The 19,035-nt window shown below is 35.6% G+C and carries 15 protein-coding genes; 9 read left to right on the top strand and 6 right to left on the bottom strand.

The genetic code is table 11. The features are described from left to right. Window positions 1-367: 367 nt before the first annotated feature. The 7 genes from ACQY63_RS08150 to ACQY63_RS08120 all read left to right on the top strand — a co-directional run bounded on the left by ACQY63_RS08150 (window position 368) and on the right by ACQY63_RS08120 (window position 9,692). Window positions 368-1,642 carry a glucose-1-phosphate adenylyltransferase gene (locus ACQY63_RS08150; RefSeq protein ID WP_022164898.1) on the top strand — a complete coding sequence of 425 codons (1,275 nt, stop codon included), beginning with the start codon at window positions 368-370 and terminating at the stop codon, window positions 1,640-1,642. Beyond that, window positions 1,639-2,757: a glucose-1-phosphate adenylyltransferase subunit GlgD gene (glgD, locus tag ACQY63_RS08145; RefSeq protein WP_412335301.1), complete on the top strand. Its 1,119-nt coding sequence runs from the start codon at window positions 1,639-1,641 to the stop codon at window positions 2,755-2,757. The genes ACQY63_RS08150 and glgD overlap by 4 nt, the downstream gene beginning before the upstream one ends. Before the next feature lie 25 nt (window positions 2,758-2,782). Further along, on the top strand, window positions 2,783-3,061 hold the full coding sequence (gene spoVG, locus ACQY63_RS08140) for a septation regulator SpoVG (RefSeq protein ID WP_022164900.1): 279 nt from the start codon (window positions 2,783-2,785) through the stop codon (window positions 3,059-3,061). Between the two features lie 369 nt (window positions 3,062-3,430). After that, window positions 3,431-3,985: an aminoacyl-tRNA hydrolase gene (gene pth, locus ACQY63_RS08135; RefSeq protein ID WP_022164901.1), complete on the top strand. Its 555-nt coding sequence runs from the start codon at window positions 3,431-3,433 to the stop codon at window positions 3,983-3,985. Between the two features lie 139 nt (window positions 3,986-4,124). Then, window positions 4,125-7,622: a transcription-repair coupling factor gene (mfd, locus tag ACQY63_RS08130; RefSeq protein WP_428245041.1), complete on the top strand. Its 3,498-nt coding sequence runs from the start codon at window positions 4,125-4,127 to the stop codon at window positions 7,620-7,622. 140 nt (window positions 7,623-7,762) lie between these two features. Continuing rightward, the gene (locus ACQY63_RS08125) at window positions 7,763-8,416 is read left to right on the top strand and encodes a hypothetical protein (RefSeq protein ID WP_022164903.1); all 654 of its coding nucleotides are present in this window, start codon (window positions 7,763-7,765) and stop codon (window positions 8,414-8,416) included. Between the two features lie 238 nt (window positions 8,417-8,654). Continuing rightward, window positions 8,655-9,692 (top strand): D-alanyl-D-alanine carboxypeptidase family protein, encoded by a 1,038-nt coding sequence (locus tag ACQY63_RS08120; protein WP_022164904.1) that lies wholly within the window; start codon window positions 8,655-8,657, stop codon window positions 9,690-9,692. Between the two features lie 366 nt (window positions 9,693-10,058). Here ACQY63_RS08120 and ACQY63_RS08115 read toward each other — a convergent pair whose 3' ends face one another. From ACQY63_RS08115 to ACQY63_RS08105, 3 genes are all read right to left on the bottom strand, one after another. After that, window positions 10,059-10,562, bottom strand: a complete 504-nt coding sequence (locus ACQY63_RS08115; RefSeq protein ID WP_428245039.1) for a hypothetical protein — start codon at window positions 10,560-10,562, stop codon at window positions 10,059-10,061. 145 nt (window positions 10,563-10,707) lie between these two features. Then, window positions 10,708-12,131, bottom strand: a protein-coding gene (locus tag ACQY63_RS08110) for an IS3 family transposase (protein ID WP_428244771.1) whose coding sequence is annotated in 2 segments (ribosomal slippage) — window positions 10,708-11,642 and window positions 11,642-12,131 — 1,425 coding nt in all. Because the reading frame shifts where the segments join, the coding sequence is not laid out codon by codon here. Between the two features lie 35 nt (window positions 12,132-12,166). Further along, window positions 12,167-12,700: a hypothetical protein gene (locus tag ACQY63_RS08105; RefSeq protein ID WP_428245038.1), complete on the bottom strand. Its 534-nt coding sequence runs from the start codon at window positions 12,698-12,700 to the stop codon at window positions 12,167-12,169. A 565-nt stretch (window positions 12,701-13,265) separates the two neighbouring features. Between ACQY63_RS08105 and ACQY63_RS08100 the strand changes: the two genes are divergently transcribed. Next, window positions 13,266-14,759 carry a fibronectin type III domain-containing protein gene (locus tag ACQY63_RS08100; RefSeq protein WP_022164541.1) on the top strand — a complete coding sequence of 498 codons (1,494 nt, stop codon included), beginning with the start codon at window positions 13,266-13,268 and terminating at the stop codon, window positions 14,757-14,759. 94 nt (window positions 14,760-14,853) lie between these two features. On the opposite strand, the gene ACQY63_RS08095 is transcribed toward ACQY63_RS08100, so the two are convergent. The 3 genes from ACQY63_RS08095 to ACQY63_RS08085 form a co-directional block, all read right to left on the bottom strand. Beyond that, window positions 14,854-15,612 carry a J domain-containing protein gene (locus tag ACQY63_RS08095; RefSeq protein WP_428245036.1) on the bottom strand — a complete coding sequence of 253 codons (759 nt, stop codon included), beginning with the start codon at window positions 15,610-15,612 and terminating at the stop codon, window positions 14,854-14,856. Continuing rightward, window positions 15,605-16,540, bottom strand: coding sequence for a DUF5685 family protein (locus ACQY63_RS08090; protein WP_428245034.1), 936 nt, complete (start codon window positions 16,538-16,540; stop codon window positions 15,605-15,607). The genes ACQY63_RS08095 and ACQY63_RS08090 overlap by 8 nt, the downstream gene beginning before the upstream one ends. A gap of 72 nt (window positions 16,541-16,612) precedes the next feature. Continuing rightward, window positions 16,613-17,080, bottom strand: a complete 468-nt coding sequence (locus tag ACQY63_RS08085; RefSeq protein ID WP_428245032.1) for a hypothetical protein — start codon at window positions 17,078-17,080, stop codon at window positions 16,613-16,615. A 496-nt stretch (window positions 17,081-17,576) separates the two neighbouring features. Between ACQY63_RS08085 and ACQY63_RS08080 the strand changes: the two genes are divergently transcribed. After that, window positions 17,577-19,028, top strand: coding sequence for a sugar transferase (locus ACQY63_RS08080; RefSeq protein WP_428245030.1), 1,452 nt, complete (start codon window positions 17,577-17,579; stop codon window positions 19,026-19,028). Window positions 19,029-19,035: the final 7 nt, after the last annotated feature.

Here is a 19,035-nt window from a genome sequence, read left to right as displayed (position 1 = left end):
CCTAATAAAATTAACATATAAGTATGTATAAAAATAAATTGCATATTAATATGAAGAAAAAAATTTTTAAAAGGCTCCCTTTACATCTTAAAATACTTAATTATTATACACTTCTTATGACAAATTTTAAAGGTTCAATATGGTAAAAAAATATAGCAGAAAATTGCTAAAAATTTAACAAAATCAAAATGCGACAAAAAAATAGTCGAATGATGTACAAAATGCACAAAGAAAAAAGGAAAAAACATAAAAAAAACGAAAAAACTAATAAAAAAAAACATCAAAAGATACTTATTGCCCTTTTAATATGTCACATTTAATGTTATACTTCTAGTACACAATTTTTTTAAGCAGCGAGGTGAAGGACATGGTAAAAAAAGAAATGATAGCTATGTTGTTAGCCGGCGGCCAAGGTAGTCGTTTAGGAGTGCTAACAGCTAAAGTAGCAAAACCTGCAGTTGCCTTTGGAGGAAAATACAAAATCATAGATTTTCCATTAAGCAATTGCATTAATTCAGGTGTGGATACAGTTGGTGTACTTACTCAGTACCAGCCACTTAGACTAAATGCTCATATTGGAATTGGTATTCCATGGGATTTAGACAGAAATATAGGCGGTGTAACAGTACTTCCACCATATGAAAAAAGTGAAAATACAGAATGGTATACAGGAACAGCAAACGCAATTTACCAGAATTTAGATTATATGGAATCATATAATCCGGACTATGTGTTAATTTTATCAGGGGATCATATTTATAAGATGGATTATGAAGTGATGCTTGATTACCACAAGGCAAACAATGCGGATGTAACCATAGCAGCTATGCCGGTTCCAATTGAAGAGGCAAGTAGATTTGGTGTGGTAGTAACAGATGATAATCATAAGATAACAGAATTCCAGGAGAAGCCGGAACATCCAAAGAGTAACCTGGCATCCATGGGAATTTACATATTTAGTTGGCCTGTATTAAAAGAGGCTTTGTTAAAGTTAAAAGATCAGCCAAATTGTGATTTCGGCATGCACATTATTCCATACATTCATGGAAGCGGAAGCCCAATCTATGCTTATGAATATAATGGATACTGGAAGGACGTAGGAACATTGAAATCATATTGGGAATCTAATATGGAATTAATCGATATCGTTCCTGAGTTTAATTTATATGAGGAATTTTGGAAGATTTACACAAAGAATGATGCACTTCCGCCACAGTATATTTCAGCAGATGCAGAGGTTGAGAAAAGTATTGTAGGTGAAGGTTGCGACATTAGAGGTACTGTACAGAATTCAGTAATAAGTGCTAATGTTGAGGTGGGCGAAAACGCAGAAATTCACGATTCAATTATTATGCAGGGAAGCGTAATAAAGCCGGGAACTAAGATTTATGGCAGTATTATAGCTGAAAATGTTGAAGTTGGAGAGAATTGTACAATTGGTGTTGGTGAATATGCTGACAGTAAGTTAAGCAAGAAGATATATAATTGTGATTTGACAGTAATTGGAGAAGGATCAGTTATTCCTGATGGCGTAACAATCGGCAAGAATGTTGCAATTTCAGGAAAAACAGAACCATCGGATTATCCTGACGGAAAGCTCCCATCAGGTGACTATATAGTTAAGGCAGGTGAGAATAAATGAGAGCAGTTGGAATAATTTTAGCAGGAGGTAGTAATACCAAATTAAAGGAACTTTCAAGAAAGAGAGCTATTGGCGCCATGCCTATAGCAGGAAGTTATAGAGCAATTGATTTTGCATTAAGTAATATGACAAATTCCCACATTCAGAAGGTAGCTGTTTTAACACAGTACAATGCCTGGTCGTTAAATGAACATTTAAGTTCATCAAAATGGTGGGACTTTGGTAGAAAACAGGGTGGTTTATATGTATTTACACCATCAATTACATCAGACAATGGTTTTTGGTATAGAGGAACAGCCGATGCAATCGCACAAAACATTGGCTTTCTTAAGAAGAGCCATGAACCATATGTAATTGTGGCATCAGCAGATGGCATTTACAAATTAGATTACAATGATGTTTTAAAGAGACATATTGAAACAGGTGCAGACATTACAATAGTTTGCAAAGATATGGGTAGTAACGTAGATGTTTCATCATATGGCGTGGTTACTACATATAATAATGGAAGAATTATCGATTTTGTTGAGAAACCGCTTAATAGCACAAGTACATTGGTATCAACAGGAATTTATGTAATCAGAAGAAGATTGCTTATTCAGATGTTAGAAGAGTGTGTTGCAGAAGACAGATATGATATTGTTAATGACATTATTATAAGAAATAAGGAATCTAAAAAGATTTATGCATATCAGTTAGATTCTTACTGGAATAATTTATCTAGCATAGAGAAATTCTACAACGTAAATATGGATTTCTTAAAACCGGAAGTTAGGGATTTCTTCTTTAAACAATATCCGGATGTTTATTCAAAAGTTGAAGACATGCCACCGGCAAAATACAATTCGGGCTCAAACGTTAAGAATAGTTTGATATCCAGCGGATGTATTGTTAATGGTACTGTAGAGAATTCAGTAGTGTTTAAACAGGCATACATAGGAAATAATTGCACAATAAAAAATTCAGTTATTCTAAATGATGTATATATTGGAGACAATGCTGTGATAGAAAATTGTATTGTGGAAAGTCACAGTACAATTAATCCAGGAGATCATCTTGGAGAAGAAAATGAAATTAAAATTATAAACGAACGTAATTTTAGATATAGTTTGTAGGTTACAAGGAAAGGAAGACAAGCATATGAACATAACAGACGTTAGAGTAAGAAAGATGACTAAAGAAGGAAAAATGAAAGCTGTAGTGTCTATAACTATCGATGATGAATTTGTAGTACATGATATTAAAGTAGTAGAAGGTGAAAAAGGATTATTTATCGCAATGCCTTCACGTAAAGCAGCAGATGGAGAGTATAGAGATATTGCTCATCCAATTAACTCGGCTACCCGCAATTCAATCCAGAGTATCGTTTTAGAAGCTTACGAAAAAGCTTTACTTGAGCCGGATGAGCCAAGAGAATAATTAGGTTTACTTTAGAATTGCATCAGAGTAAGATGTGTGTTCCTTTAAAGTAATATATACACAATGAGACGGGGTACTGTCGTTTTCACGATTTAGAATCGTGAGGCGGCAGTTCTTTGTTTCTATAATAAGAAAATCCTTTAGAATTTCTTATTATAGAAATAACATTACACTATGGATGAACACTCGCTTTACTATCAATGCTTTGGGCTTTAACAATGCTTTTTTCATCACAGGCATTTAGCGAGTCAGTTTTTGCAGCATACAAAGTTTCAAATAATGTAAAACATCATTAAATCTCTTAAATTGAATTTAGGCCTTTATAATGGTATAATTATAATTTAAACAACGAAAAGGAATGGAATTAATATGTATGCAATTATAGGTCTGGGAAACCCGGAAAAGAAATATGACAAAACAAGACACAATATTGGTTTTGACGTAATAGATGAACTTGCCAGCCAAATGGGAGTGCAGGTTAATACAAAAAGACATAAGGCATTATGTGGTGTTGGACAAATTGGAAGCGAAAAGGTTATACTTGTGAAACCTCAAACATATATGAATTTAAGTGGGGAGTCTGTTAGGGCTGTAATGGATTTCTACAAGTTAGATCCAACAAAAGACATAATAGTAATCGCAGATGATATTAGTTTACCAACAGGCAAGATTCGTATTCGTGCCAAAGGAAGCGCTGGCGGTCATAATGGTTTGAAGAGCATAATTGCTCATGCAGGCACAGATCAGTTCACAAGAATCAAAGTTGGAGTTGGGGCTAATCAAGGTGACCTTGTAAAACATGTTTTAGGAAAATTTTCAAAGGGTGAAAGAGAAATAGTTGACGATGCTGTAAGAAATGCTGCATCAGCTTCAGAAGTTATTGTTATGTATGATGTACAAACAGCCATGAACAAATTTAATTAGAATATTTTTGATGAAATACGTGCAGAAAATATATTGGTTAAATAGTAGTGCAGAAGATACATTAAAATATGCAACGCAAGAAGTGTGGCACAATAAATAGGCAATGTAGAAAGCAAGTTAATGAGGCTCGGTATATAGTATGAATTATTTTGATTATTCACTAGAAAAATTAAATGAATATGAGCAGGTCAGGGACTGCTTATCCAGGAAGAAATCCTGTCAGGTGACAGGGTGCGGAGATTCCCAGCTGGCTCATTTTATTAACGGATTAAGCAATGGCTACAAGCAGAAAGTCATTGTTACTTTTAGTGCCATAAAAGCTAAAGAACTGTACGATGATATGAAAGGTTTTACAGATGATGTTGTAATGTATCCGGCAAAGGATTTGATTTTCTTTAGCGCAGATGTGCATGGAAGCTATATACTCCAGCAGAGATTAGAGTTTATCCAGAAGGTTGTGGAGAACAAGCCTTTTACGGTGATAGTTACGGTAGATGCTTTTCTTGATAAAATACAACCATTGGAAAAGATAAAGGATAATTATATTGAAATTGGCGAGGGTAGCATTGTGGAAATGGATGCCCTGAAAACAAAACTTGCCGTGATGGGCTATCAGGCAGTAACACAAATCGACAGCCCAGGACAGTTCGCAATTCGTGGTAGTATTTTGGATATTTACACTTTAACAGACGAGACACCTTACAGAATTGACTTTTGGGATGACGAAGTTGACATTATCAAAAGCTTTGACGTGGAAAGTCAGCGCTCAATTGAAAATATAGAAAGTGTGAAAATTTATCCGGCAAGCGAATATTTCCTTGATAAAAAAACAATTGAGGAAGGCATTGCCAAAATTAAAAAAGAATTAGAGAAATCTGAAAAGAAATTTAGAGAAGAATTTAACACAGAGGAAGCTAATAATTTAAAAAATACAGTTGGTGAGTTTTTGACAAATATGGATATTAATCCATATAGCGTGGCAATTGATAGTTATGTAAACTATTTTTGTGAGAATTTAGTGAGCCTTATGGATTACTTCGATGAGCCTATATTTTTTATAGATGAACCGGCAAGGGTGGAAGAACAGTTAAGAGTTGTGGAAACTGAATTTAAGGAAAGCATGAGCCACAGACTGCTTAAAGGGTATGTGCTTTCAGGTCAGACAGACATTTTATGGGACAAAAATTATATTTTAAATAGAATAAATGACCAACAAAAAGTCCTTTTTACAACTATAGCTCAAAAAGTAAAAAGCTTTAATGTGGAAGAGTTTGTTGATGTGGATGCGCGAAACGTCAGCCCATATAACAGCCAGTTTGAAATGCTTGTGGAGGACTTGAAAAAATACAAGAAACAGAAATATTCTGTGTTACTTGTCACATCATCAGCTACAAGAGGGAAAAGACTTGCCCAGGATTTAAGGGATTTTCAGATTAGTGCTTTCTTTGAAAGTGATAGCGAAAGAGAAGTCCAGCCGGGCCAGGTGATGATTGTAAAAGGCTCTCTTCGAAAAGGTTTTACCTACCCAATGATAAAATTTGTGGCAATTTCTGACACAGATATTTTTGGGGAAAAGAAGAAACGTAAAAGAAAAAAACACGGCTATTCAGGTACAACTATTTCAAGTTTTGCGGACCTGAATATTGGAGATTACGTTGTACACGAAAATCACGGTTTGGGAATTTATAAGGGAATTGAAAAAGTAGAAGTTGACCATGTGGTAAAGGACTATATTAAAATAGAATATGCAGGAGGCAGCAATCTTTATGTTTTGGCAACTCAGCTTGATATGATTCAAAAGTACGCTGATAGTGAAGCTAAACCACCAAAGTTAAACAAGCTAGGTGGACAGGAGTGGCGTAAAACAAAAGGCAAGGTTAAACGTGCTGTTGCAGATATTGCAAAGGAACTGGTGCAGCTTTACGCAATCAGACAGAACGGAACAGGCTATCAGTTTTCTCCTGATACAGAATGGCAGAAGGAATTTGAGGAAATGTTCCCATTTGAGGAAACTGACGACCAGCTAACTGCAATTAACGATGTAAAAAAAGACATGGAAAGCAACAAGATTATGGATCGTCTGATTTGCGGAGACGTAGGTTTTGGAAAAACAGAAGTTGCAATACGTGCGGCTTTTAAGGCGGTTCAGGACAACAAACAGGTTGCTTATCTTGTGCCAACAACAGTTCTTGCACAGCAACATTACAAGACTTTTAAACAGAGATTCAAGGATTTCCCTGTGAGAGTTGAAATGCTTTCCAGATTTAGAACAAAATCAAATATAGACAACACAATTAAAGATTTAAAAAAAGGATATGTGGACATAGTAATTGGTACCCACAGACTTTTATCAAAAGACGTAAAATTCAAAGACTTGGGACTTTTAATTATTGATGAGGAACAACGATTTGGAGTAAAACATAAAGAACAAATTAAAGAATTAAAAAATAATGTAGACGTAATGACTTTAACGGCGACACCAATTCCAAGAACTCTTCATATGAGTTTAATTGGAATTCGTGATATGTGCGTTATGGAAGAGCCACCTCAGGAAAGAATGCCGATTCAGACTTTTGTTATGGAATATAATGACGAAATCGTGAGAGATGCCATTAACAGGGAGCTTGCAAGAGGCGGTCAGGTGTATTTTGTTTACAACAGAGTGCAGGACATTGCAGACATGGCAGGCAGAGTGCAGAGTCTGGTGCCTGATGCAAATGTGGCTTTTGCTCATGGACAAATGGGCGAGAGACAGCTTGAAGAAATCATGTATGATTTTGTAAATGGTGACATTGATGTGCTTGTAAGTACAACGATTATTGAAACGGGACTTGATATTCCAAATGCCAACACAATGATTATTCATGGGGCAGAGCGTATGGGTCTGTCACAGCTTTATCAGCTTAGAGGGCGTGTTGGAAGATCGAACCGTATGGCTTACGCATTTTTAATGTATAATAGAAACAAGATGCTTACAGAAGTGGCTGAAAAACGTTTGGGAGCCATAAGGGATTTTACAGAGTTAGGTTCCGGTGTGAAAATTGCTATGAGAGATTTGGAAATTCGTGGTACAGGCAACTTGCTTGGGGCAAAACAAAGTGGTCACATGGAAGCTGTAGGATATGACCTTTATTGCAAAATGCTGAATCAGGCAATTGAAACTTTAAAGGGCAACAAAGTAAATGATGACTTTGAAACAAAAGTTGATTTGGTTTGCGACGCATACGTGCCGGCATCATACATTAAGAATGAATCAATAAAAATGGACGTTTACAAACGCATTGCCGGTATTGAAACTTTGGAAGAATACGAAGATATGCAGGATGAATTAATTGACAGATTTGGCGACATACCAAATCAGGTTGAGAATCTTTTACAGATTGTACTCTTAAAGGCAGCAGCCCACAAAGCTTTTGTGACTGAAATTTCAGGCAACAAAAAATTAATAAAATTAACAATGTGGAATCATGCAAAAATCGACTCAACAAGAATTCCACTTTTGGTGAGAGAATACAAGGGCAGACTAAAATTTGTTCCTGAAAAATTAACTTTTGAGTACGCACCAAAGTCAAACGACAACAGCACAGTAATTGAAAGCGCAAAGAAATTAGTGGAGGCACTTTCCACGTTGAGATAAAATAAAAAAGAAAAACGCAGATAGGAAAGTGGGAACACTTTTGGCGTTCGGGTAAGATAAAAAAGAAAAACGCAGGGAGAGTAGAGAACACACTTTCTGTGCTACAATAAGATAGGAAACGAAAGTACAAGGAGATTAAATTGAAAGTTTTAGGTAAAATAAAGAAAATATGTTTAGTTTCCATGGTGGCAGCCATGGTTCTAACACTTCCCGGGTGTGGAAGTTCAAGTAGCAAAAGTGAGCAGGAGTCATCTACAAAAACAGATGATAAAACAGTTGCCATACACGCAGGGAAAATCAAGGTATATTTAGATGAAGCCAAATACTACGCGTATACAGCCCAGGGAACTTACGAAACATACTACTTAACAAAGGGTAAAGATTTAAATTGGAACAAGAAGACAAGCAAAGGCGTTTCAATGGAAAATCTTGTAAAAAGCACAGTTCTTGATGATATTTGCAGGCGGGAATGTATGTATGCATTAAGGGATGAATATGCAGTTACATTGTCTCAGGAAGAAAGCGACCAGATTGACATAAAACTTTCAAATTACTACACGGAGACAAACGGTGAGTTACTTTCAAAAATCGGAATTAGCAAAAGCAGACTAAAGAAGGTTTTCGAAAAAAAAGAAATTGCCGACAAGGTTGAAAACCTTATGTCTTTTAATGACAAAAAATTACCAGACGAAATGTATAAAAAGTGGAAAAGTGACAATACTGTTACGGCAGAAGTGCAGTGGGAAAATATTTCATTTAAACACCATATTTTTACGTCAGATGATTTATATTAGAAGTGAAAGTAATGCAGGGGGAATTTCTACTATTGTAGATAAAATCGGAACCAGGTTCCATCTTTCGGGTTGAATAGCCTTTAAGAAATTTTGTTATTAATTCTACCATTATAGATGAGTAGACGAGGAGCATCCCTAAATTGCATTAAATTTTTTAGTAATTTAATTAAATAATTGATATTATATAGTTAATGTAAACAAGTAATTATACTGAAAGGAAAAACGAAGGAGTGATTTAATGAAAGCTCAAATAAGATGTTTGCTCAGTGCAATTCTTGTAGTGCTTTTAAGCATTGGAATTGTATTTTTGGGAGTAAACAGCGAAGAAAAAACAAAAACAATAGGTCCGGCCAAAACTGCGGTGCAAAGTGAAGCAGTTGTTAGGGATTTTATTCACGATAATTATGTGATTAGCGAAAAAAATCCATGGACAGATTACAGCCTGAAACCAATAGAGTATAAAGAAAGCAACCAGGAAATAAATAAGACAGTGGGTGCTAAATCGGCAATATTGGTTGATGTGAAAAGTAAAGATATTTTGTATCAAAAGAACGCAGATGAGAGAAGAGCACCTGCTAGCACAACTAAATTAATGACGGCACTTACAGTGCTTCAGACTTTGAATTTAAATGATGTTGTAATGATTGGTGACGAAGTATATATGATTGCAGCAGATTCAAGTAAAGCAGGTTTTACAAAAGGGCAGGTAGTTACAGTAGAGGAACTTCTTAACGGAATGCTACTTGCGTCAGGAAATGATGCTGCGTATATTTTGGCAAACGCCACGGGAAAAGCAATTTTTGAAGACAACATTGCAAACGAAGGAAAAACTTTTACACCTTCTCAATGTGTGGAGCGTTTTGTTCTTGAAATGAATAAAAATGTGCGTGATATGAATCTTGAAAATACACATTTTGCAACACCTGACGGATATGACGCAGAAGGTCAGTATACGTCAGCAAGTGATTTGTCGAAGATTGCAATGGAAGCGTACAGTAACGAAACAATTGCCAGTATATGTAAGAAGTCAAGGTTCACATCAGAAACTTTAGGCAAAACATGGACAAGTACAAACCAACTGCTTCTAAAAAGTGGCAATTATTATTATGAATATTGCCAGGGAATGAAAACAGGAACCACTGACAGTGCAGGAAAGTGTCTTGTGTCTGTTGCAAAGAAAGGGGACAATCAGTGCCTTAGCGTGGTACTTGGAGAAAGCACAGACGAAGGACGATTTGGCGACAGCAAAGGCTTGCTGGAAGCCGGCGTACAGTAGAGACTTGTTAGGATGTTGCGCAATAAAGAATTGTTGGAAACTTGCGTGAGTGAGACCTTTCAGGATGTTGAGCAATAAAGAATTGTTGGAAACTTGCGTGAGTGAGACTTGTTAGGATGTTGGCACAATAAAGAATTGTTGGAAACTTGCGTGAGTGAGACTTGTTAGGATGTTGCACAATAAAGAATTGTTGGAAACTTGCGTGAGTGAGACCTTTCAGGATGTTGGCACGAAGTAGAGAATTGTAGGAAGTAGTGGGCAGTTATATGTAATACTTAGAAAGTATGTAGTTATATGTACTATCAAGCTATATGGAAAATGTAGGTGAAATAGAGTGTATAAAGTGTAATTCACTAACATTTTCACTTATTTTAAAGAAGAAATATTAAAAGGGGTGGAAAACCCGGCAGGTTGCGAAGAAGCAAGAAAAGAAAAAGCCGGTAAATCCACCCCTTTGTTGTAGAAAACATCGAAAGGGGTGGAAAACCCGGCAGGTTGCGAAGAAGCAAGAAAAGAAAAAGCCGGTAAATCCACCCCTTTGTTGTAGAAAACATCGAAAGGGGTGGAAAACCCGGCAGGTTGCGAAGAAGCAAGAAAAGAAAAAGCCGGTAAATCCACCCCTTTGTTGTAGAAAACAGAGAAAGGGGTGGAAAAACCGGCAGGTTGCGAAGAAGCAAGAATAAAAAAAGCCGGTAAACCCACCCCTTTGTTGTAGAAAACATCGAAAGGGGTGTAAAACCCGGCAGGTTGCGAAGAAACAAGAAAAGAAAAAGCCGGTAAACCCACCCCTTTGTTGTAGAAAACATCGAAAGGGGTGTAAAACTCGGCAGGTTGCGAAGAAGCAAGAATAAAAAAAGCCAGTAACCCCACCCCTTTGTTGTAGAAAACAGAGAAAGGGGTGGAAAACCCGGCAGGTTGCGAAGAAGCAAGAAAAGAAAAAGCCGGTAAACCTGATGTGACCCCAAAAAGTTAGACTTTTATTGCGTAACAGGTTTTAATATCTGTTACGCATTTTTTATGCAACCAAGAGGCTGAGTCTGTATTGGACTGGACTCAACCATCCTAGTTTTTCTTTAATTCTTTTTTCATTGTAATATCTTATATATTTTTCAATTTCAGTTTTCAATTCTTCATAACTGTAATAAACAGTTCCATAGTATATTTCTTGTTTAAGCAGACCAAAGAAATTTTCCATGACTGAATTATCAAGGCAATTACCTTTTCGTGACATGCTTTGAAATATTTTCTCTTCTCTAAGTCTATGTGAATAAGCTTTCATCTGATATGCCCATCCTTGATCTGAGTGAAAGGTCCTTCGAAATGGGCAGTCAGAAGTTACCTCAATGGCTTCATTTAGTGCATTCATCACATTTGCTGCTGAAGGACGTTTATCTATTCCATAACTTATTATTTCACCATTGAACATATCCATGAATGGATCTAAATATAGCTTATGCATTGTCATTTTACCTTTAGAATCTACTTCATAGTATTTAAACTCTGTTGTATCAGTTGTAATCTTCTGATGAGGTATATGTGTATTAAATCTTCTTTTGATTCTATTAGGAGCAACCGTTCCAATTCTACCTTTGTAAGAACTATATTTACGGCTCTTCCTCGTAAATGACATCACCTGAAGATTATATTTCTGCATAATGCGTTGAACCTTCTTCTTGTTCACGATATAGCCTTGATTACGGAGTTCACCACACATGCGACGGTAGCCATAATCTTTGTTACGTTTATGTATTTCATGAATCTTTTCTTCTAATTCTATATCTGGATTTTCTCTATCAAATCTTTTTTGCCAATACATATATGTTGCCTTTGGAAAACCAACAACTGCGAGAATGTCTTTTAGTTTGAATTCTCCCCGGAGGCTGTGGACGATTCTCGCTGTTTTTTCAGAAGAGCTTCCTCCTCTAAACGCAGCCTCCTCAGTTCTTTTAAATATGCATTCTCTATTCTAAGCTTAAGAATTTCATCTTCAAGTTCTTTTACATGTTCAGTACTGGTATCAACTGGAACTGTAGTTGTATCTTGTTCAATATTTAACTTTTTGTTTGATGTACCCAATGTTTTCTTGCGACCTTTCTTATGTGGTCTCAATGCATCAGGACCGGCGATCTGGAAATCATTTACCCACTTACAGATTTGAGAGGGATTATATATTCCTTCACGAAGAGCCAGCTCCTGATATGAGAGTTCACTTGTTAAATATAATTCTACAACAGAAAGCTTCTTTTCAAAAGAGTATTTATCTTGTTTTCGCGAACGCATAAGTCCTTTGTCACCATGAGTTTCATAATTCCGAACCCATTTCTTAATGTTTGACCAGGCAGGTACACCATATCGTTTGGCTAAGTATTCATAGCCACCTTCACCACTAAGATATGCTTCAACAACCTGCTTTTTGAATTCATAACTGTATTTTGCCATAAAAATACCGACCTCCAATCGTTAGATTTTTAGGTCTAACTTTTGGGGGTCGGTACAACCCACCCCTTTGTTGTAGAAAACAGAGAAAGGGGTGGAAAACCCAGCAGGTTGCGAAGAAGCAAGAAAAGAAAAAGCCGGTAAACCCACCCCCTTTGTTGTAGAAAACAGAGAAAGGGGTGGAAAACCCGGCAGGTTGCGAAGAAGCAAGAAAAGAAAAAGCCGGTAAACCCACCCCCTTTGTTGTAGAAAACATCGAAAGGGGTGTAAAAACCAGCAGGTTGCGAAGAAGCAAGAATAAAAAAAGCCAGTAACCCCACCCCTTTGTTGTAGAAAACATCGAAAGGGGTGTAAAAACCGGCAGGTTGCGAAAAAGCAAGAATAAAAAAAGCCGGTAAACCCACCCCTTTGTTGTAGAAAACATCGAAAGGGGTGTAAAACTCGGCAGGTTGCGAAGAAGCAAGAATAAAAAAAGCCAGTAACCCCACCCCTTTGTTGTAGAAAACATCGAAAGGGGTGTAAAAACCGGCAGGTTGCGAAAAAGCAAGAATAAAAAAAGCCGGTAAACCCACCCCCTTTGTTGTAGAAAACAGAGAAAGGGGTGTAAAAACCAGAAAGCTCTCCTAAAACAAAAAACAGTGAATAGACAATGGAAAACAGTACATAAAAATTAGGAATTAAAGCATGAATAATAGAAAAAAACATACAAAATAACAAAATAACATAGAAAAACTACATAAAAACAAAAAACATTTAAAAGAACTAAAAGTATTTTTAACAGAAAAACGTTCCGCTAGGGATTAACCTTGGTGAGATAAGAAAGTAGTTGCATGGCAACACCTGATTGGTGAGTAGAATGTCGTAAGCGACATCGTTGTTCTTAAGCAAAAATAAAAGAATGAGACAAATGTAAACTAAAAAAGTTGGAAAAAATAATATAGCATATACATAAAATACAACAATGATCTTTAGAAATTTATTGTAAGACAAAATCATGTTGTAGGCACAATCCAATTGCAAGCTAGGACTTTATCATAAGGCAGGATTTTCATAAGGCAGGATTTTCATAAGGCAGGATTTTCATAAGACAGGATTTTGTCTGAAGTAAGATTTGTGTGAGCAGAAAGGAGAATGTATATGAAAAGTAAAATTTTAAGTTTTTTTATGACAGTAGCATTAATTATTACGATAATGCCACAAATGGTTTTGGGAGCAAATGGCCCATGCAGTGATGAATATCCACCGGCGTATGTTGGACTATTTTCAGAAAGTGCTTCAAAATATATTTTTTCTAATTTTTCACAGGATAAAGTAGAAAAAGTAAACGGAGTAACTTATGATAAAAAAACAAATACTTTAACATTAAACAACGTTAAAATGCAGGCATATAATCTTGTTACAAACGTTATGGGCGATGATTTTAAAGTTGTGGTTAAAGGTGAAAATCAGTTAAGAGCCATTTTAATTTGGGGTGATGGATATGGTGGAAATTTAACAGTTTCAGGAAATGGCAAATTAATCATAAACAAAAACAAAAAGCAGAAGTCAGCTATTTCTATGTATGCTGAGGGTACAAAAGGTTTACTTACAATTGAAAAGAGCGTAAATCTTGAAGCGTATTCGCAAAAAGGAGCTCCGGTAATTGAAACCGTATCAGCTTCAAATGGTGAACCGGCAAAAGCCATAGCCATAAAGGGAAAAACATCTGCCAAGGTTAATGTTAAACAGGTAAAAGAAAAGTACCAGATTCCTGTATCAGTTAAAGCCTATAGAACAGAAGACAGATATCAACTTGCTAAATTTGAAAAAGATGACAGGTACTATGGTGGAAATGCCAAGTATGACAACATGGGCGAAGAAACAGGCGAATATCAAATGTATGAAATGCTTCAGGATGAAAGCATAGAAGAGGGAAATATTGTATGGGTTGCAAAACCTATAGAAACACAAAGTAGCATAAAACCTGAAAAAAATGGATATACGAGAGTGGTTGAAAACGGTCAGAATGCAAAATTTAATGAGGTCATAATAATGGATACATTTAGAGAAACTTATTTATCAATGTATCATAGCACAGCTGACGGAAAGGATTATGGGGTATACACCGTAACATATATTAATGATGAGAATCCCGCCGGAATCCCAAAATATACTATTTATACAGTGAAAGATGACAGTATATTAGGCAAGGTTGCAACTCCGGTGGAGGGTAAGGTACAATTGTTGAAACTTCCAGAGGATTTTGAACAAAAAATAGAAGGGGAATATTATTCATATAATTATAGTGTAGGTTTGGAAAAACTCGCTATTACAGGAGATACTCAAACAGCACCTACAGTAAAGAAAATTGGAACAGCTAAAATCAAAAAAGCAAAAAACAATAAAAAGAAAGCTGTAAGTGTTACTTGGGGCAAGGTAAATAATGCCAGGAAATATCAGTTACAGTATTCTTTAAACAAAAAATTTGCAAACAATAAAAAGTACAAAACGAAAACAATTACCACTGCAAAGACTAAAGCTAACATAAGCAAGCTAAAAAAGAAAAAGATTTATTATTTTAGAGTAAGAGGTGTTAATGGAAAAAATGTTGGTAAATGGTCAGCAGTTAAAAGGGTAAAAGTGAATAAGTAGAAGAGATAAGCGATAAAATTAACAGATAATAAAAACCTCAAATATAAAGTGTAAAAACTTATATTTGAGGTTTATTAATTCTCTCTTTATATAATTAACATCTGCAACAAAGACTCATAATGCAAAGTGTTGTACATGGGTCGCTACAAATTGTAGCACCTGTGCCACCGAATTCCTGTTGTCTGCCTGCGTACCAGTCGCCACCACTTTCAAGAGTTTGTACAAGGCGCTGATATGTACTGTTTCCCGGTTCCATCTGAACTGCAGTTTTTGCAAAATCAAGGGCAAGGACATTATTTCCAACACCGTTGTTTGCAACAGCGCTTAGGAAGTACCAGTATGCTGAACGGTCTTCAATTGAACCAAGTACATTGAGCGCTTCCTGAAAATGACCAGTGTTAATGTAGTTTGATGCGGCAGTGTAATGTGGGTCCTGATTAGACGCATTAGCACCTCCGTAGCCATTGCCACCATTTGAACTGTAGCCACCAAAGAAACTTCCGAAAGGTCCAAAACCACCAAAAGGATCGTCATAGGCACCCCCCTGACCATAACTTCCATAGCCACTTGAACTTCCCTGACCGTAACTTCCGTAACCGCCAGAACCGTAACCCTGACCATAGCCGCCGGCACTTTGTCCGTAACCACTGCCGGAAGAACCGTACTTACGCTCGTTCATAATCTGGTCGTATGCCTGCTGAACTAACTTAAACATCTCTTCCGCCTTATCCTTATTAGGATTATTAATATTAGCATCAGGATGATATTTTCTACTTTTTTCTCTATATGCTTTTTTTACTTCATCGTCTGTGGCACTTCTGTCAATGCCAAGAACATTATATGGATCACTCATAATACTTTGTCCAAACTCCCGCGTATAATATATTTCTTAAAATATTAGCATTATCTAATATTGGTAAAAATTCAAATTCTTTCGAACAAGCTGCCATCATCATGGTCAGCATCTGCTTTATTCTATCATCAAAATCCTCATCCTTGCAAATATTTTTAAAAGGATTGTAACTGCCTTTTTTCAAATCTTTTTCCAAATCCTTGTAAGCATCCAGTATGTAAATAAACTTTCCAAGGAAAAATCCCATTCGGCTAAGAATAGGAGCCCATTGGTCATCTTTCGGCGTAAACAAAACGCTCATGATTTTCCCGAAAGAACCTGCAACTAAGTCAATATTAGTTTCCCCAGTTTCCTCATACTGCTGAAGCTCATCTAAATACCGGGAAATCAACTCAACTTTTTCCTTATATAGAATTGATTCGGATTTATCACAAAAATCAGATTCAATCTGGGTATCAAATTCAGTCCCGGAAACACTCTCCCTACCGAAATTTGACGCAGTGCTAGAAACACTTCTAATTCTTGAGTCAGCCCTTGAATTTTTCTTGGAAAATGATTTGCATTTTCTCTTCAGAATAGAAGAAAAAGCTAACATAATAATATTTTTGTCATCATACCAATCATCTCTTGCTTTAAAATAAGCAAGAACTACATTCATATCTGCTACATAGTCAGTGTAAGAACTGCTAAGCATCAGGTGTTTCCCCTGTGGATGAGAAATACAACGATGGTGTTCTTCTGTAACAGGGGCTTCGTACAGGCTGGTAAGAAGTAACGACAGAAATGTCATGTCATAAGTTAAAGTCACCTGACCTGTAATGCCATAACGCTCCTTTAAACAATGACAAAGACCACAATAGTAGCCTTTGTAAACATCGAACTCTTTAAATTTCAATTCAGGTTTGTTAATAACAACGTATCCGAACATAAAACTCCTTTGGAAAACTTCCCAATAATCAAATGTAAAACTCTGCCCATTGGCATGCAAATGGAAAGCTCCCTAGCTTCTTCTAATAAATTTGGTGCTGCACTTTGGACAGCGAATTTCAATTTTGCCATGTCCTCTTGGTATTCTGATTTTCTGAGAACAAGTAGGACATTTAAAATATTTGTAGTTTTTTCTATCCTGTGTGTTAGCACGACTTCCAGTGTAGCCTCCGCCATAATTGTTTTGGTAATTACCGTAGTTGTTTTGATATCCACCATTGTAACCATTGCCGTTACGCTTAAATTTGCCAATGAACTTTAAATACTTCTCGTTTTCTGCCGCTCTCTTGTAAATGTTTTTGGAAAACATTCTATAGTAAGTAAGAATAATTAAAACCAAAATAAGAAGGCTCATAAAACTGCCTTTGATGAATAATGACAATATGCATAAAATAAAAATAACTACTAACATAAATCTAGAAAGTTGATCAACTCCATATCTCCCGTACATAAAATTTGTGAATTTGTCTCGCCAATTCATACCAAAATCTCCAATCTAAATTTAAATTATCAAATTGTAAAAATAAAAAATAAATTCGTTAGGTCCTAATTAAAAGTGCAAAACCTATAATTAAAAACACAAACTGAATTTAATATTCTATAAACTAATATTAATATTATCCCCCTTTTTTCATAAAGGCAAGGTGAGAGCGGGACATTTAACAGTTAAGTCACAAAAGTTTACAAATAGGTAAAAAATAAGAATTTTACAAAAGAAAATAAACAGGGATTACAAAAAACTCAATAAAAAAATAAATATAAAAATCAATATAACATTATCTCATTTACACAATATTTGTATTAGTGTAAAATAAAGGAGATTAGATGAAACGGAATATAATGATAATTAATAGAAAATCATAATGTAATAAAAACATACAAATTGTGAATTAAGATTTTCGGGGGAACTAAATCAATTTATAAAAGAAAAACAGACAGATAAAATTTGTAAGTGCAGGAATACATAGGAGAAGAAAATGTACAGAAAATATAGACAAGGTTGGATGAAGCACTTGGATTTTATGATAATAGATATGTTGTGTTTGCAGGTGGCATTTATTTTGTCATACATAATAAGACATGGGTTTCAAAATCCGTATTTGGATATGGATTATCGCAATTTGGCAATATTTATTGAAGTGGCAGATATAGCTATTATATATATATTTGAGACTTTTCAAGACGTTCTAAAACGTGGCTATTATCAGGAATTTGCAGTAACACTAAAACATTCAATATTAATAATGCTAGTTGCAGTGTTGTTTATTTTTAGCTTGAAAGAAAGCACACAGTTTTCACGAATAGTTATTTTTATGACAACGCCGTTGTACGCATTTATTTCATATGTGCAAAGAATTATATGGAAACAGATGTTAAAAAAATACAGTTTGGATATAAATAACAGAACGCTTTTAATTATAACGAATAATGGTATTGCAGAAGATGTTGTGACTAAAATGAAGAAGAATAATTATGCAGGTTATAACATTAACGGTGTGGCAATAATTGATGAAAAAAGAGAGGGCGATGTAATTTCAGGAATCCCGGTTGTGGCAGATTATGATGATGTACTAAAGTACGTTTGTAGAGAGTGGGTAGATGAGGTTTTTGTAAAAATAGATATACCTGAAATACAAGCTCATAATTTTTTGGAAAAGTTAGTAGAAACAGGTGTTGTGGTACACTTAGGGATAGCACAGGAATTCGAAACCATTGGAAGTAAGCAAATTTTTGAACGAATGGGTGACTATGCTGTTATGACAACTACTATAAATTATGTAACAGCAAAACAAGCATTTCTTAAGAGAATGTTGGATATAGTTGGTGGGTTAGTCGGAACTTTTTTTACGGGAGTATTATTTGTTTTTATAGCTCCGGCTATTTTTATCAGTTCACCGGGCCCAATATTTTTCAAGCAGGAAAGAATCGGAAAAAATGGAAAAAGATTTAAGATGTACAAATTTAGAAGTATGTACAGAGATGCGGAAGAACGAAAGAAAGAACTTATGGAAAAGAACCGTATAAAAGACGGTATGATGTTTAAATTAGATTTTGATGAGAGAATCATTGGCAATAAAATAATGCCTAATGGTGAGAAAAAAACAGGAATTGGAGATTTTATAAGAAGAACAAGTTTAGATGAATTTCCACAGTTTATTAATGTTTTAAAAGGTGACATGTCATTGGTTGGGACAAGACCGCCCACTGTTGATGAGTGGGAAAAATATGAACTTCATCATAGGGCCAGATTGTCAATAAAACCAGGTATTACCGGTATGTGGCAGACAAGCGGTAGAAGTAATATTACGGATTTTGAGGAAGTGGTAAGATTGGATACGGAATACATAAAAAACTGGACACCTGGTTTAGACATAAGAATATTGTTGAAAACTGTTGTTTCTATTGTTAGCAGAAAAGGTTCTATGTAAGTTTTAG

Origin of the sequence: Eubacterium sp. Marseille-QA0814, from assembly GCF_965119675.1 — a bacterium.
In the GTDB taxonomy this organism is placed as follows: Bacteria; Bacillota; Clostridia; order Lachnospirales; family Lachnospiraceae; genus Eubacterium_G.
This window is presented reverse-complemented; position numbering and strand designations above follow the sequence as displayed.

Coding starts and splice junctions, on each gene's coding strand:
- ACQY63_RS08150 (WP_022164898.1), top strand. CDS start 368: ATGGTAAAAAAAGAAATGATAGCTATGTTGTTAGCCGGCGGCCAAGGT.
- glgD (WP_412335301.1), top strand. CDS start 1,639: ATGAGAGCAGTTGGAATAATTTTAGCAGGAGGTAGTAATACCAAATTA.
- spoVG (WP_022164900.1), top strand. CDS start 2,783: ATGAACATAACAGACGTTAGAGTAAGAAAGATGACTAAAGAAGGAAAA.
- pth (WP_022164901.1), top strand. CDS start 3,431: ATGTATGCAATTATAGGTCTGGGAAACCCGGAAAAGAAATATGACAAA.
- mfd (WP_428245041.1), top strand. CDS start 4,125: ATGAATTATTTTGATTATTCACTAGAAAAATTAAATGAATATGAGCAG.
- ACQY63_RS08120 (WP_022164904.1), top strand. CDS start 8,655: ATGAAAGCTCAAATAAGATGTTTGCTCAGTGCAATTCTTGTAGTGCTT.
- ACQY63_RS08100 (WP_022164541.1), top strand. CDS start 13,266: ATGAAAAGTAAAATTTTAAGTTTTTTTATGACAGTAGCATTAATTATT.
- ACQY63_RS08095 (WP_428245036.1), bottom strand. CDS start 15,612: ATGAGTGATCCATATAATGTTCTTGGCATTGACAGAAGTGCCACAGAC.
- ACQY63_RS08090 (WP_428245034.1), bottom strand. CDS start 16,540: ATGTTCGGATACGTTGTTATTAACAAACCTGAATTGAAATTTAAAGAG.
- ACQY63_RS08085 (WP_428245032.1), bottom strand. CDS start 17,080: ATGAATTGGCGAGACAAATTCACAAATTTTATGTACGGGAGATATGGA.
- ACQY63_RS08080 (WP_428245030.1), top strand. CDS start 17,577: ATGTACAGAAAATATAGACAAGGTTGGATGAAGCACTTGGATTTTATG.